The organism is Pseudomonas sp. BIGb0176 (assembly GCF_024810175.1).
Lineage (GTDB): Bacteria > Pseudomonadota > Gammaproteobacteria > Pseudomonadales > Pseudomonadaceae > Aquipseudomonas > Aquipseudomonas protegens.
This window is the reverse complement of sequence record NZ_JANUEC010000001.1, coordinates 1,704,822-1,719,792: the sequence shown is the minus strand read 5'-3', so window position 1 is coordinate 1,719,792 and position 14,971 is coordinate 1,704,822. Positions and strand designations below refer to the sequence as shown.

Here is a 14,971-nt window from a genome sequence, read left to right as displayed (position 1 = left end):
GCTTCAGGCGACGGCAACGACGTCGAGGATGCGCTGTACCACACGGTCCTGGTCGATACCGGCCGCTTCAGCCTCGAAGGACAGGATGATGCGGTGGCGCAGTACGTCGAACAGCACGGCCTGGATGTCTTCGGGGCTGACGAAGTCGCGGCCGGCCAGCCAGGCGTGGGCCCGGGCGCAGCGGTCCAGGGCGATGGAACCGCGGGGGCTGGCGCCGTAGGCGATCCACTCGGCCATCTCCGGGTCGAACTTGGCCGGGGTGCGGGTGGCCATCACCAGTTGCACCAGGTATTCCTCCACCGCATCGGCCATGTACAGGCCGAGGATTTCCTTGCGTGCGGCAAAGATCGCCTGCTGACTGACCCGGCGCTCGGGCTTGGTCTCGCCGTTCAGGGCTTCGCCGCGGGCCTGCTGGAGGATCCGCCGCTCCACCGCGGCGTCCGGGAAGCCGATCTTGACGTGCATCAGGAAGCGGTCGAGCTGGGCTTCGGGCAGCGGGTAGGTGCCTTCCTGCTCGATGGGGTTCTGGGTCGCCATCACCAGGAACAGCGGCGACAGTTCATAGGTGCTGCGCCCGACGCTGACCTGGCGCTCGGCCATGGCTTCGAGCAGGGCCGACTGGACCTTGGCCGGAGCGCGGTTGATTTCGTCCGCCAGCACCAGGTTGTGGAAGATCGGGCCTTGCTGGAACACGAAGCTGCCGGTTTCCGGGCGATAGATCTCGGTGCCGGTGATGTCGGCGGGCAGCAGGTCGGGGGTGAACTGGATCCGATGGAATTGCGCTTCAATGCCTTCGGCCAACTCCTTGATGGCCTTGGTCTTGGCCAGCCCCGGAGCGCCCTCGACCAGCATGTGGCCGTCGGCGAGCAGGGCGATGAGCAAGCGCTCGATGAGTTTTTCCTGGCCGAGAATCTGCGTTGAAAGAAAGGTTCGCAGCGCCAAAAGCGCTTCACGATGTTCCATCGGTGACTGTTCCTGGAGAGGGTGCGCCCCGGGCGTTGAGGGAACGTCGGGGCTGGGGGCGATACTTTAATCCATAGCGGGGGTCGGCGACTAACGGGGAAAACCTGATTTGGCGAATTAGTCGAAAAAAATCCGTGTTTTATTCAGCACCACGCGCACCCCCGGTAGAAGCCGGCTTGCCGGCGAAGAGGCCGGCAGGGTTTGCGGTGCAGCCGAAGACGCCTTCGCTGGCAAGCCAGCTCCTACGCTCGGGCGCGGTGCTGGGGTTCTGGTAGGAGCCGGCTTGCCGGCGAAGAGGCCGGCAAGGTTTGCGGCGGGGCCGAAGACGCCTTCGCTGGCAAGCCAGCTCCTACGCTCGGGCGCGGTGCTGGGGTTCTGGTAGGAGCCGGCTTGCCGGCGAAGAGGCCGGCAGGGTTTGCGGCGGAGCCGAAGACGCCTTCGCTGGCAAGCCAGCTCCTGCGCTCGGGCGCGGTGTTGGGGCTCTGGTAGGAACCGGCTTGCCGGCGAAGAGGCCGGCAAGGTTTGCGGCGGGGCCGAAGACGCCTTCGCTGGCAAGCCAGCTCCTACGCTCGGGCGCGGTGTTGGGGCTCTGGCAGGAGCCGGCTTGCCGGCGAAGAGGCCGGCAAGGTTTGCGGTGGCGCCGAAGACGCCTTCGCTGGCAAGCCAGCTCCTACGGTCGGGCGCGGTGCTGGGGTTCTGGTAGGAGCCGGCTTGCCGGCGAAGAGGCCGGCAGGGTTTGCGGCGGGGCTGAAGACGCCTTCGCTGGCAAGCCAGCTCCTACGCTCGGGCGCGGTGTTGGGGCTCTGGTAGGAGCCGGCTTGCCGGCGAAGAGGCCGGCAAGGTTTGCGGCGGGGCCGAAGACGCCTTCGCTGGCAAGCCAGCTCCTGCAAGGGAGGGCGGCGGGTCAGGACAGCTGGCTGATGTAGGTGCCGGTGCCCTTGAGGATGTTCTGCAGGGTTTCCTCCACTTCGGCCAGGTCCGACGCAGCAGTGCTGTGGCGGATCTCCAGGTGGTCGGCGCCGTTCAGGGCGTCGGCGTCGGCCGCGGCGATTTCGATCAGCAGGGTGGTGGGGCTCAGGGTCACCTTGACGCCATCGAGGGTCGAGGGCTCGCCGTCGAGGGTTATCTCCAGTTCGTCTTCGTCCGGGTAGCGGCTCATCAGGAACATCTCGCCCTGGGTGCTGTGGCAGCAGAGCATGGCCATGTTGTCTTCTTCGTCGTCGCAGGGGTTGGCGATCAGGTGGGCGGTGGTCATGTGCATGGGGGCATTCCTGAGAGAGTGGCCGGGCGGGCAGAAAGGAAACAATTCTGCCAGCCCGATGGAATTTCTGCTGGCTTGTCTGTCAGAGAACAGGTCGTGAACACAATCGCTGCGGCAGTCACTTTTGGTACGCAAGTACCGTGAATCCGGGGAAAAAAACCGGTTTTTCCACCGCGGCTGCTAGTGTTGCTCAAAGCGTGAGCGTTCTGCTGCGTGCCGTTGACCGAATATGTCGCAGCATCGCAAGCAGCTGTCACATCGCACTCGTTAAGCTGCGCAGCGGACAATTTGTTCTTAGTGCAATAGGTTGCGTCTGATTTGTGATGGTCACCTGTAAAGGCATTGCGCTCGGTTTCCCGGCAAGCGTCAGTCGTTTTTGCAGATGCCCATCCCCGGAAGGTGAATGTGACCTGTGCGTCTCGTCCAGCTTCACCCACCTGTCATCCTGCTACCTCTGCCCGAGACCAGGAGCAGGATGCAGCACCGCCCCGCGAGGGGTTTGCACGCGACGCTTCCATCAATAACAAGCCCAAGCGGAGTACCACAGATGGCGTTCTTCACCGCAGCCAGCAAAGCCGACTTCCAGCACCAACTGCAAGCGGCACTGGCGCAGCACATCAGTGAACAGGCACTGCCACAAGTGGCGCTGTTCGCTGAACAATTCTTCGGCATCATTTCCCTGGACGAACTCACCCAGCGTCGCATGTCCGACCTGGCGGGCTGCACCCTTTCTGCCTGGCGCCTGCTTGAGCGCTTCGACCACGGGCAACCGCAGGTCCGCGTCTACAACCCCGATTACGAACGCCATGGCTGGCAGTCGACCCACACTGCTGTGGAAGTCCTGCACCACGACCTGCCGTTTTTGGTGGACTCGGTACGCACCGAGCTCAACCGTCGCGGCTACAGCATCCACACCCTGCAGACCACCGTGCTCAGCGTACGTCGTGGCAGCAAGGGCGAGCTGCTGGAAATCCTGCCCAAGGGCACCCAGGGCGAAGGCATCCAGCAAGAGTCGCTGATGTACCTGGAGATCGACCGTTGCGCCAATGCCGCCGAACTCAGCGTGCTGGGCAAGGAGCTGGAGCAGGTACTGGGCGAAGTGCGGGTCGCCGTGGCCGACTTCGAGCCGATGAAGGCCAAGGTCCAGGAACTGATCCAGAGCATCGACAACAGCCAGTTCCCGATCGCCGCCGAAGAAAAGACCGAGATCAAGAGCTTCCTCGAATGGCTGGTGGGCAACCACTTCACCTTCCTCGGTTATGAAGAATTCGTGGTCGGCGCCGACCAGGACGGCGGGCATATCGAATATGACCCGAACTCCTTCCTCGGCCTGGCCAAGCTGCTGCGCGCCGGCCTGACCAGCGATGACCTGCGCATCGAAGACTACGCCGTCAACTACCTGCGCGAACCGACGCCGCTGTCCTTCGCCAAGGCCGCGCACCCGAGCCGCGTGCACCGTCCGGCCTACCCGGATTTCGTCTCGATCCGCCAGATCGATGCCGACGGCAAGGTCATCAAGGAATGCCGCTTCATGGGCCTGTACACCTCTTCGGTGTACGGCGAAAGCGTGCGGGTGATTCCTTACATCCGCCGCAAGGTCGAAGCCATCGAGCAGCGCTCGGGCTTCCAGGCCAAGGCGCACCTGGGCAAGGAACTGGCCCAGGTCCTGGAAGTGCTGCCCCGCGATGATCTGTTCCAGACCCCGGTGGACGAGCTGTTCAGCACCGTGATGTCCATCGTGCAGATCCAGGAACGCAACAAGATCCGCGTGTTCCTGCGCAAAGACCCCTACGGTCGTTTCTGCTACTGCCTGGCCTACGTGCCGCGCGACATCTATTCCACCGAAGTGCGGCAGAAGATCCAGCAAGTGCTGATGGATCGCCTGCAAGCCACTGACTGCGAGTTCTGGACCTTCTTCTCCGAGTCGGTGCTGGCCCGTGTGCAGTTGATCCTGCGGGTGGACCCCAAACAGCGCATCGACATCGATCCGCTGCTGCTGGAAAAAGAAGTGGTGCAGGCCTGCCGCAGCTGGCAGGACGACTACGCCAGCCTGGTGGTGGAAAGCTTCGGCGAAGCCCACGGCACCAATGTGCTGGCGGACTTCCCCAAAGGCTTCCCGGCCGGCTACCGCGAGCGCTTCGCTGCCCATTCGGCGGTGGTGGACATGCAGCACCTGCTGAGCCTCACCGAAGCCAACCCGCTGGTGATGAGCTTCTACCAGCCCCTGGGCCAGGTCTCCGGCCAGCGCGAGCTGCACTGCAAGCTGTACCACGCCGACACCCCGCTGGCGCTGTCCGACGTGCTGCCGATCCTGGAAAACCTCGGCCTGCGGGTACTGGGTGAGTTCCCGTACCGCCTGCGTCACAACAACGGCCGCGAGTACTGGATCCACGACTTCGCCTTCACCGCCGCCGAAGGCCTGGACCTGGACATCCAGCAGCTCAACGACACGCTGCAGGACGCCTTCGTCCATATCGTGCGCGGCGATGCCGAGAACGATGCCTTCAACCGCCTGGTGCTGACCGCCGGCCTGCCATGGCGCGACGTGGCGCTGCTGCGTGCCTACGCCCGCTACCTGAAGCAGATCCGCCTGGGCTTCGACCTGGGTTACATCGCCAGCACCCTGAACAACCACACCGACATCGCCCGCGAGTTGACCCGGTTGTTCAAGACCCGTTTCTACCTGGCGCGCAAGCTCACCAGCGACGACCTGGAAGACAAGCAGCAGCGTCTGGAGCAGGCGATCCTCACCGCCCTGGACGACGTTCAGGTGCTCAACGAAGACCGCATCCTGCGTCGCTACCTGGACCTGATCAAGGCCACCCTGCGGACCAACTTCTACCAGACCGACGCCAACGGCCAGAACAAGTCGTACTTCAGCTTCAAGTTCAACCCGCACCTGATCCCCGAGCTGCCCAAGCCGGTGCCCAAGTTCGAAATCTTCGTCTACTCGCCGCGTGTCGAAGGCGTGCACCTGCGCTTCGGCAACGTTGCCCGTGGCGGCCTGCGCTGGTCCGACCGTGAAGAAGACTTCCGCACCGAAGTCCTGGGCCTGGTCAAAGCTCAGCAAGTGAAGAACTCGGTAATCGTGCCAGTCGGTGCGAAGGGTGGCTTCCTGCCGCGTCGCCTGCCACTGGGCGGCAGCCGGGACGAGATCGCGGCCGAGGGCATCGCCTGCTACCGCATCTTCATCTCCGGCCTGCTGGACATCACCGACAACCTGAAGGACGGCGCCCTGGTGCCGCCGGCCAACGTCGTGCGCCATGACGACGATGACCCCTACCTGGTGGTCGCGGCGGACAAGGGCACTGCGACCTTCTCCGACATCGCCAACGGCATTGCCATCGACTACGGCTTCTGGCTGGGTGATGCATTCGCCTCCGGTGGTTCGGCCGGTTACGACCACAAGAAGATGGGCATCACCGCCAAGGGCGCGTGGGTTGGCGTACAGCGCCACTTCCGCGAGCGCGGCATCAATGTCCAGGAAGACAGCATCACCGTGGTCGGTGTCGGCGACATGGCCGGCGACGTGTTCGGCAACGGCTTGCTGATGTCCGACAAGCTGCAACTGGTGGCCGCGTTCAACCACCTGCACATCTTCATCGATCCGAACCCGAACCCGGCCACCAGCTTCGTCGAGCGCCAGCGCATGTTCGAGCTGCCGCGTTCGGCCTGGACCGACTACGACACCAGCATCATGTCCGAAGGCGGCGGCATCTTCTCGCGTAGCGCGAAGAGCATCGCCATCTCACCGCAGATGAAAGAGCGCTTCGACATCCAGGCGGACAAGCTGACCCCGACCGAGCTGCTCAACGCCTTGCTCAAGGCGCCGGTGGACCTGCTGTGGAACGGTGGTATCGGCACCTACGTCAAGGCCAGCACCGAGAGCCACGCCGATGTTGGCGACAAGGCCAACGACGCCCTGCGCGTCAACGGCAACGAGCTGCGCTGCAAGGTGGTGGGCGAGGGCGGCAACCTGGGCATGACCCAGCTGGGTCGTGTGGAGTTCGGCCTCAATGGCGGCGGTTCCAACACCGACTTCATCGACAACGCCGGTGGCGTGGACTGCTCCGACCACGAAGTGAACATCAAGATCCTGCTCAACGAAGTGGTGCAGGCCGGTGACATGACCGACAAGCAGCGCAACCAGCTGCTGGCGAGCATGACCGACGAAGTCGGCGGCCTGGTGCTGGGCAACAACTACAAGCAGACCCAGGCCCTGTCCCTGGCTGCGCGCCGTGCCTACGAGCGTGCCGCCGAGTACAAGCGCCTGATGAGCGACCTGGAAGGCCGTGGCAAGCTGGACCGCGCCATCGAGTACCTGCCGACCGAGGAGCAGCTCACCGAGCGCGCCGCCACCGGCAAGGGCCTGACCCGTCCGGAACTGTCGGTGCTGATTTCCTACAGCAAGATCGACCTCAAGGAAGCCCTGCTCAAGTCCCTGGTACCGGATGACGACTACCTGACCCGTGACATGGAGACCGCGTTCCCGCCAAGCCTGGTGGCCAAGTTCTCCGAGGCCATGCGTCGCCATCGTCTCAAGCGCGAGATCGTCAGCACCCAGATCGCCAACGACCTGGTCAACCACATGGGCATCACCTTCGTGCAGCGCCTGAAGGAGTCCACCGGCATGAGCCCGGCGAACGTCGCCGGTGCCTATGTGATCGTGCGGGACATCTTCCACCTCCCGCACTGGTTCCGTCAGATCGAAGCCCTGGACCACCAGGTTTCGGCTGAAGTGCAACTGGCGTTGATGGACGAGCTGATGCGCCTGGGCCGTCGTGCCACCCGCTGGTTCCTGCGCAGCCGGCGCAACGAGCAGGATGCGGCGCGCGACGTTGCGCACTTCGGTCCGCACCTGGCGGCGCTGGGCCTGAAGCTCGACGAGCTGCTCGAAGGCCCGACCCGCGAGGGCTGGCAAGCCCGTTACACCGCCTATGTCGAAGCCGGTGTGCCGGAGTTGCTGGCGCGCATGGTTGCAGGCACTACCCACCTGTACACCCTGCTGCCGATCATCGAGGCCGCTGATGTGACCGGCCACGATGCGGCGGAAGTGGCCAAGGCCTACTTCGCCGTCGGCAGTGCCCTCGACCTGCCGTGGTACCTGCAGCAGATCAGCGATCTGCCGGTGGCCAACAACTGGCAGGCGGCGGCGCGCGAAGCCTTCCGCGATGACGTGGACTGGCAGCAGCGGGCGATCACCATCAAGGTCCTGCAGATGGCCGATGCGCCGGATGACATGGAGGCCCGCGTGGCTCTATGGCTGGAGCAGAACGCGAGCATGGCCGATCGCTGGCGCGCCATGATGGTGGAAATCCGTGCCGCCAGCGGCACCGACTACGCCATGTATGCGGTGGCCAACCGCGAGTTGCTGGACCTGGCCATGAGCGGTCAGTCGGTGCTGTAACGGCCTGACCCCGCCCAGAACCAAAAAAGCCCCGTATCTTGCGATACGGGGCTTTTTTATTGCCTGCCGGTTTGTGTCGGCTGGCGGGTGGCTCGGCTCAGTGGGCCGCCGAGGCGTCCTGCTCGACCACCATGTCCAGCACATAGACGCTGGACGGGGCATCGGCGGGTGCATTCTTCCACTCGTACTGCTTGACCCGCAGCACATTGCGCACGCCGTCCTGGTGCTCGTAGCCCTCGATGGACTGGTACAGCGGGTGCCAGGTGTCCTGGGTCGGCAGTTGCAGGCCGGCGTCGTCGTAGCGGCGCTCACGTACTTGCAGGCACTGGAAGTCGGGGATCAGCGGGTGGCTGCACTTGACGGTCTTGGCCGCCACTTCCAGGAAGCGGGTCTGGCCCTGGCTGCCGTAGCGGGTTTGCGGGGTGGGCTGGCCTTCGAACGTGAGCAGGGTGCCGTCCTGGGTGGCCAGTTGCAGGGTCGGGGTCGACTGGTCGCCGCCGAAGGTGGTGCGCAGGTCGCCCTTGAGCAGGTTGGCGATTTGTGCGTCAAGGGCCATCAGTTTCGGCTCGCAGGCCATCAGGGTGGCGGCCAGTGGCTGTACCTTGAGCACGCCATTTTCATGCTGGAAGCCGCCGAACTGGCGGTTGCAGCCGCCGCTGATGCTCAGGTTCTGCCCGGCGAAGGTCAGGCGCAGCTGGCGCTCGATGCCCTTGTCCAGGGCGGCGACGGGCTTGCCCGCCGCATCGCGGGCCGCAACCAGCTGCCAGTAGTAGGCGGACAGCGCAGGCTGGGCGCTGACGGAGGCAGTACTGGCGGGCATGGGAGAAGATCCTTCAGGGGTGGTGGAAGCCGGGGTGCAGGCCTGGAGCAGGGCGGCACAGACGGATACGAGGAGGATGTTTTGCTTCATGGTTCGCTCTTTCAGCCTTGATGGAGTATGGCCTGCCGCATGGGGGGCAGGCCCAGGCCGGTAACCTGTGGCGGTGAGGTCGTCGGGCCAGTGCTGCGTGGGCCGCAAGCCGCCGCAGGGCGACCTCCGCCGTTACCGATTGCGATGTGACAGCACTGTGCCAGTTCGGTTTCATCGTCGGGGGTGCCCGGGAGTGTTACCAAATCTTGCACGCTGCCGGTGAGCGCCGTTGCCTGCTTCCGGCCGGGCGCTGCGGGCCAGGTGTGGACGCCCGCCTTACCAGAACCAGTAAGGCAGGAATTTGGGAGTGGGTTCTTTGGCCAGTTCCAGATGATAGGTGATGGCGTTGAAGAAGAACCCATCCAGCAAGAGAAAGGCCGCCACGCCGAATGCCAGGACGATGACCTCGTAATGCCGGTGCCCGGTGTACTGCCGGCCGATCCAGTAGCGCACGCCGCTGAGCAGGGCAAAGCTTGAAAACACCCCGGCGAAGTCGGGCTGCAGGGGCCGGGCGGCAAAGCTGTTGTAGCCCAGCACCAGCAGCGCCAGGAACGCGCCGATGGCCGGCAGGTTCAGGCACAGGCGCAGCAGGCGTCTGCGGGTGGCGCTGAACAGGCCGTTGGGGTCGATGAAGATGTAGGCCGCCAGCAGGGAAATGGCCGGGGTGATGGACAGCACGTAACGCGCCTTCTTCGAGTTGGGGATGGTGAAGAACACAATCAGCACCACGAACCAGGCGCCCAGGTGCAGCAGCAGGCGCGGCGCCGACAGCGACGGGGCGCCGAGCCACTGGCGGCCGCTCCTGGCCATCACGCAAAGGGCGTAGAACGCCGTGAAGCTGTAGGTGATCAGCCCGGCGCTGAAGTAGAAGTAGTAGCGCGGCGAGTGATCGCTGGCGATCCGGCCCAGGCCCTGCATCTCCAGCACTTGCTGCATGAAGGCATCGCCGCCCTGCACGTGGGCGGCCCAGGCCAGTAGCGCGACCCCGGCGGCGAACAGCAGGCCGCTCACCAGCGAGAACCCGACCAGGGTTCGCCACTGCCGGCTCAGCAGGTAATAGCTGCCGACCACCAGTGCCGGGCCGATCATGCCGATCGGGCCGCGCAGGGCAAAGCCCAGGATCAGGCCGAGGAACACCAGCGCCAGGCGTCCGCGTTGCTGCTTGAGGTCGGCGGAGTAGGCCAGGTAGAAGCAGCCCGCGGTGATCAGGGCGGGGTAGATGTCCAGGGCCAGGGAGTTGACGCTATCCACGAAGGCCCAGGTGAACAGCGCAAAGAGCACGCCGCACAGGCCCCATTTGCGCTCATGCAGGGCCCCCAGCTTGTAGATGAACACCAGCATCAGCGACGCAGCGATGCAGAAGGGCAGGCCCATCGACAGCACGGACAGCTGGCCGAAGGGCAGCGACGCCAGATAGACCAGCACCGTGTTGGCGATGGTGTAGTCGGGGTAGGGCTGCAGATCGTCGGCAATGGGGAACAGCGTCATGCCGTGCTGCAGCATGTAGTCGGCAAAGTCGACGAAGCGCGTGGTGTAGTTGAGGACTGCCGGTTTGTACTGCAGCGCCATGAACAGCGCGAGGGCAATCAGGAAAATGCTTTGGCAGGGGCGCTGCAGGATCAGCTTTTTATAGTCTTCCATGCGTCCAACACGCAAAAAAACACCAATGATAGGGTGGCGGGCAGGCGAACGCCATCCACGCGCCGTGTTCGGGGCCGTTGCCGGCACCGGGGTTCAAGGCTCGGCAATCTAGCGCGCCCGGGGTTAACGCCCGGTATACGGGCAGGGGCTGATCAAGGGGGCGCGGCGCAGTGCGCGATTGGCCACGGGGCGACCGTCGTCCGCTGCCTTCGCCGCTGTCCAGGCGGGCCCTGGGACGGGCCGGGTGGCGGGTAGCGGCCCGGCAATCGGCCGCCCACGGCGCCGTTCAGGGCCGTTGCGGCTTGACCGAGGTGCCGAAGGTGTTGCCCATGCGCACGCCGGTGGCCGCCGGCGTCGAGAGCCCGACCTGGTTCGGTGGGCGCTTGTTCACCGGGTCCTCCAGGGCCTGCTGGTTGGCCTGGGCCGCCTTCACTGCGTCCGGGTTGTTGCCCATCTGTTTGCTCAGGCAGTTGTAGTCGGGGGCCTTGTAGCCGCCGACGCTGACTTCCACGCAGCCCTCGCTGGCTTCTTCGGCATGCAGCGTCCAGGGCAGGGCGCTGAGCAGCCACAGGGCTGCGCTGTATCGGCTTAATCGTTTCATCCTGGCCTCCTGGCTGGCCCGGGGAATCGGGCTTCGATGCCGGCCGAGTGTAGTGCAAAGCCCGGCCTGAAAAAGTGATGGTTTTTTTGCCGTGGCCGTAACACCAGATTCATAAACTGGCCTCAGGATGACGCTTTTCAGGGATTGGACCGCAGTGCAGCGACGCAGAGCGCAGGTCGGGCGATGGACTTCATTGCACGGGGGCTTGGCGACCTGTGTGGTGGCGCTCGGGCTGCTGCTGTGGATGCCGGCGGGCTGGGCCCAGGGCCCTCCCGGCGGGCCGCCGCGGGTTGATTCACAGGCCCTGCTGGCACTGGAGATACCGGCGCAGAACCTGGCGGATGCCCTGGAGCTGTTCAGCCGCGCCACCGGGATGGCGGTGCTGGTGGACCGGGAGCTGACCCGGGGCCGGCGCTCGGTGGGGATCAACGGTCACTACAGCGCCCGGGAAGGCCTGAGCCGGTTGTTGGCCGGCAGTGGCCTGATGGCCCGCTACGCCCGCAGCGATGCTTTTACCCTGCAGGTGCCGCAGGCCACACAGCCGGCCGTGCAGCCCGGCGCGGCGGGCAGTCGTGCGGCGCGGCTCAACAGCAGCTACGCCAGCGCCCTGCAACGGGCGGTGGAACGCAGCCTGTGCGGCTCGGCGCTGACTCGGCCGGGGAGCTTTCGCGCCTTGCTGCAACTGTGGATCGGGGGCGACGGAGCGGTGCAACACAGCCGCCTGGTGAGTTCCACCGGCGACCTGCAACGGGATGAGGCGCTGGTGCAGCGCCTGGCCCAGACCCGGGTCGAGCGCCAGGCACCGAGCTCGTTGCGCCAGCCGCTGACCTTACTCTTGATACCGGACACGACAGGGAAACGCATGGACTGCAAGGAATGGGAAGGAGCTTCCGGGGTATGAAAAATACCGGACACAGTGCGATGGTCAGGCTGTTTCTGACGTCCTACGAGGATTTTCGGGTGCGCTTGCGCAGGCGCCTGGGGTCCGAGGACCTGGCCAACGACGTCCTGCACGAAACCTACCTGCGGGTCGACCGCATGGAAGAGCCGCCGAACCTGGCGCAACCCAATGCCTACCTGTACCGCATGGCGCTGAACATTGCCGCCGACCGGCGCCAGTCCGATGCCCGCCTGCTCACCGGCGATGAGGTCGAGGAGCTGTTGCAGATCGCCGACGAAGCCCAGGACCCCTCGCGGGTGGTGGGTGGCCAGAAGGAAATCCAGACCTTGCTCAAGGCCCTCTACGAACTCCCGGCGCGGCGCCGCAAGATCTTCATTGCCGCGCGCCTGGAAGAGGCGCCGCACCTGGAAATTTCCCAGCGCTTCGGCATTTCCACACGGATGGTGGAGAAGGAACTCAAGGCGGCCCTCGGCCATTGCGCCCTGCGCCTGGAAAGAAAAGTCATTCAGCGGTTCGGTCCCGGGGCCGGAAAACCGTCCTAGACAAAGAGCCCTGATCAATCCGTGAGTACCTGCGCGCTTGAACATTTTTAGCATCTCCACACCCCAGGCCTCGGCGGACCAGCAGTTGCTGAACGAAGCCCGGGACTGGCTGGTCCTTCTGACGTCGGGGCGGGCCACCGCCGCCGATGCCCGGGCGCTGCGCCAATGGTGCGGGCAAAGCCCGCAGCACGCGGCCGCCTTCGAGCAGACCAAGGCCCTGTGGCATTGCCTGCAACCGGCAGCGGCGCTGCTGGAGCAGCAAGCGCGGCCGCGGCACTTTGGCCGCCGGGCCTTTCTTGGCGGCGCCCTGGCGGCCTCGGCGGCGCTGTTCATGGTGCGGCTCACGGTGCCGGGCGGCTTTGCCGGATTGACCGCCGACTTTGCCACCGAAGTCGGCGAACAGCGCCGGGTGGATCTGGCCGAGGGCGTGAGCCTGGAGCTCAACACCCAGACCCGCATCAGCCGGCGTGACCTGGGCGCGGGCGAGCAGGGCATCGAACTGCTGGAAGGCGAAGTGGAAGTCTTCAGCCAGCGCCTGCAGCCGCTCAAGGTCCAGGCCGGCGAGGGCTGGCTCAGCGCGCGCCAGGCGCGCTTCAACCTGCGCAACACCGACCACCAGGTGTGCGTCACCTGCATCGAAGGCAGCCTGCAAGTGGACGTGGCCGGGCGCAGCATTGGCCTGGACAGCGGCCGCCAGCTGACCTACGACCCGCGCAGCATCGGCGAGCCCCAAGTGGTGGACATCCACAGCGTGATTGCCTGGCGCGAGCAGGTCCTGGTGTTCGACAACGCCAGCCTCAACACGGTGATCAGCGAGATCAATCGCTACCGCCCGGGAATGCTGGTGCTGCTCAATGCCGAACTGGGCAAGCGCAAGGTCCAGGCGCGTTTCAACCTCAACCAGCTGGCTGGCGTGGCCTTGCTGATCCGCGACGCCTACGGTGCCAAGTGCACCGAATTGCCCGGCGGCGTGGTGCTCCTGAGCTGATCCGCGAAACACCAACAGCCCCCTGTAGGAGCTGGCTTGCCAGCGAAGGGGCCGGCGCTATTTGCCGAATTCTCAGGGCCTGGCCGCTACGCGGTTCGCCGGCAAGCCGGCTCCTACGGGAGAGGGTTATTGCAACGGCCCCAGCACTTGCCGGTAGCGCTCTTCGCCCTGGGGCGTCTGGCGCACCAGGCGGATCTCCAGGCCCAGGGGGCTGTCCTGGCGGTTGCCGCTGAGCTGGCGCCAGCCTTTGTCGGCATCCCAGACCCGTACTTGCAGGTCGCTGACCCGGTTCAGCACCGCCACGCCGTCGCGCGGCGCGGGCAAAGGGTAGCGGTCGCGGGGCTCGGCCACGGCGCGGTACAGGGTGTCGCCCTTGAGCCACCAGCGCACCCGTTGCAGGCCATCCCCCGGGGTGGCGGCGCTGCGTATCACCTCCAGGCGAAAGCCCTTGCTGTCGGAGCTGCGCACGCTCAGCGGGGCCGGGCTGTCGGGCTCGGCTTCTTCGCTGTCGCCCAGGGCCGGCTCGCGCAGCTGGGTGCCGGCACGCAGGGCCACGTCACGTTCCAGCTGGTTGAGGGTGCGCAGCAGTTCTTCGGTCTGTTCGGTGCTGGCCTTGAGATGGCTGTCGGCCCGGGTGACGCTGTCCAGGCCGCGCCAGGCAATCAGGCTGACCACCGCCATCAGCATGATCGCCACCATCACTTCGATCAGGGTGAACCCCTGCTGCCGACGCTTCATGGCTGGGTCACCACCCGCAGTTGGCCGGCGGCGCTGCGTTCCAGGCTCAGGCTGTGCTGGCCGTCGGACAACACCAGGCGCAGCGGCGGGTTGATCCATTCGGCGTTCAATACCAGGCGCTGCCTGGGTTCGATGCGCACTTGCAGCGCCGGGGTTTCCCAGGCCCGGGGGCGCAGTTGGGGGTCGCCACGCAAGTCATCGATGCCGCCTCCGGATTCGCTGTGGCGGCTGAAGGCAAAGCCCTTGGCCGTGGCTCGCCAGGTGATCGGCCGACCATCGGCGCGGGCTTCGGCCTGGGCCACTTGCAGCAGTTGCGCCAGGCGCTCGGCGTCCTTGCGCAGCAGTTGCAGCGGGTCGGGCTTGATGCTCAGGCCCACGGCCGCGCTGGCAATGCCGATGATCACCAGCACCACCATCAGCTCGATCAGGGTGAAGCCTTGTTGCTTGCCTGCCTGCATCGGATTGCACTCCTTGGCCCTCGGACCAGCCTGCCAGACGCAGATGATCGTCCGGTGAAATAAAACCGTGAGAATTGAGCGGTAGGCTGGGGGCACGGACAAACAGGAGGTCCCCCCGATGCTACGTGCCATGTCATTCGCCCCGCGCCTTGATGCCCCTCGACTGCTGCAGTACGCGGCCTTGCTGGCGGCCCTGGGTGGGGTCGCCACCTGGTCGTCGCTGCTGCTGACCCCGGCCGAATCCCAGACCCCGGCGGTGGCGCCCCAGGTGCTGGCCGCGCGTTCCGACAACCCGGCCCTGCAGTGGTTTGCCAACCAGCCGGCCCAGGTGCAGATCAAGGTGTCCGGGGTCATGGCCGGGGCCCGTGGCGCAGTGGCGATCCTGCATCTGAACGATGGCCCGCCGCGCAGCTTCCTGGCCGGGGAAACCCTGACCCAGGGTGTGCGCCTGGCTGCGATTGAGGCCGACGGCGTGCTGATCGAGCGCGGCGCCGAGCAGTCGCGGATCAAGGTCAGCAAGCTGCCGGACTCGCCGGAGCTGCCGCGGTTGACCCGCTAGGC

General features: G+C 65.6%; 12 protein-coding genes. 5 read left to right on the top strand and 7 right to left on the bottom strand.

Features of this window, described 5'->3' with window-relative positions; all coding sequences use genetic code 11:
* Nucleotides 1-3: 3 nt before the first annotated feature.
* Together M2395_RS07225 and M2395_RS07220 are read right to left on the bottom strand one after the other, a co-directional pair.
* Entirely contained in the window at nucleotides 4-963 is a 960-nt protein-coding gene (locus M2395_RS07225) for a MoxR family ATPase (protein ID WP_003218556.1), read from the bottom strand.
* A 904-nt stretch (nucleotides 964-1,867) separates the two neighbouring features.
* A complete protein-coding gene (locus M2395_RS07220) occupies nucleotides 1,868-2,224 on the bottom strand; it encodes a hypothetical protein (protein WP_019094865.1) in 357 nt (118 codons plus the stop codon).
* Between the two features lie 547 nt (nucleotides 2,225-2,771).
* On the opposite strand from M2395_RS07220, the gene M2395_RS07215 reads away from it, so the two are divergent.
* Nucleotides 2,772-7,631 carry an NAD-glutamate dehydrogenase gene (locus tag M2395_RS07215; RefSeq protein WP_123430876.1) on the top strand — a complete coding sequence of 1,620 codons (4,860 nt, stop codon included), beginning with the start codon at nucleotides 2,772-2,774 and terminating at the stop codon, nucleotides 7,629-7,631.
* A 97-nt stretch (nucleotides 7,632-7,728) separates the two neighbouring features.
* Here M2395_RS07215 and M2395_RS07210 read toward each other — a convergent pair whose 3' ends face one another.
* The 3 genes from M2395_RS07210 to M2395_RS07200 all read right to left on the bottom strand — a co-directional run bounded on the left by M2395_RS07210 (nucleotide 7,729) and on the right by M2395_RS07200 (nucleotide 10,783).
* Nucleotides 7,729-8,451 carry an META and DUF4377 domain-containing protein gene (locus M2395_RS07210; RefSeq protein WP_232512109.1) on the bottom strand — a complete coding sequence of 241 codons (723 nt, stop codon included), beginning with the start codon at nucleotides 8,449-8,451 and terminating at the stop codon, nucleotides 7,729-7,731.
* Between the two features lie 366 nt (nucleotides 8,452-8,817).
* The gene (locus M2395_RS07205) at nucleotides 8,818-10,182 is read right to left on the bottom strand and encodes a glycosyltransferase family 39 protein (RefSeq protein WP_015635426.1); all 1,365 of its coding nucleotides are present in this window, start codon (nucleotides 10,180-10,182) and stop codon (nucleotides 8,818-8,820) included.
* A gap of 286 nt (nucleotides 10,183-10,468) precedes the next feature.
* Nucleotides 10,469-10,783: a hypothetical protein gene (locus tag M2395_RS07200; RefSeq protein ID WP_011061037.1), complete on the bottom strand. Its 315-nt coding sequence runs from the start codon at nucleotides 10,781-10,783 to the stop codon at nucleotides 10,469-10,471.
* A gap of 244 nt (nucleotides 10,784-11,027) precedes the next feature.
* Between M2395_RS07200 and M2395_RS07195 the strand changes: the two genes are divergently transcribed.
* Genes M2395_RS07195 through M2395_RS07185 form a run of 3 tightly spaced genes read left to right on the top strand, consistent with a single transcriptional unit; the run spans nucleotide 11,028 to nucleotide 13,214 of the window.
* A complete protein-coding gene (locus tag M2395_RS07195) occupies nucleotides 11,028-11,684 on the top strand; it encodes an STN domain-containing protein (RefSeq protein ID WP_050783811.1) in 657 nt (218 codons plus the stop codon).
* Nucleotides 11,681-12,226 (top strand): RNA polymerase sigma factor, encoded by a 546-nt coding sequence (locus M2395_RS07190; protein ID WP_011061039.1) that lies wholly within the window; start codon nucleotides 11,681-11,683, stop codon nucleotides 12,224-12,226. The genes M2395_RS07195 and M2395_RS07190 overlap by 4 nt, the downstream gene beginning before the upstream one ends.
* Nucleotides 12,227-12,263: 37 nt before the next feature.
* Nucleotides 12,264-13,214: a FecR domain-containing protein gene (locus tag M2395_RS07185; RefSeq protein WP_053158187.1), complete on the top strand. Its 951-nt coding sequence runs from the start codon at nucleotides 12,264-12,266 to the stop codon at nucleotides 13,212-13,214.
* Nucleotides 13,215-13,340: 126 nt separating this feature from the next.
* Here the strand turns inward: M2395_RS07185 and gspJ are convergent, their stop codons facing one another.
* Both gspJ and M2395_RS07175 read right to left on the bottom strand, forming a co-directional pair.
* Nucleotides 13,341-13,952 (bottom strand): type II secretion system minor pseudopilin GspJ, encoded by a 612-nt coding sequence (gene gspJ, locus M2395_RS07180; RefSeq protein ID WP_015635429.1) that lies wholly within the window; start codon nucleotides 13,950-13,952, stop codon nucleotides 13,341-13,343.
* Nucleotides 13,949-14,410, bottom strand: a complete 462-nt coding sequence (locus tag M2395_RS07175) for a GspH/FimT family pseudopilin (RefSeq protein WP_011061042.1) — start codon at nucleotides 14,408-14,410, stop codon at nucleotides 13,949-13,951. The genes gspJ and M2395_RS07175 overlap by 4 nt, the downstream gene beginning before the upstream one ends.
* 130 nt (nucleotides 14,411-14,540) lie before the next feature.
* On the opposite strand from M2395_RS07175, the gene M2395_RS07170 reads away from it, so the two are divergent.
* Entirely contained in the window at nucleotides 14,541-14,969 is a 429-nt protein-coding gene (locus M2395_RS07170; RefSeq protein WP_011061043.1) for a type II secretion system protein N, read from the top strand.
* Nucleotides 14,970-14,971: the final 2 nt, after the last annotated feature.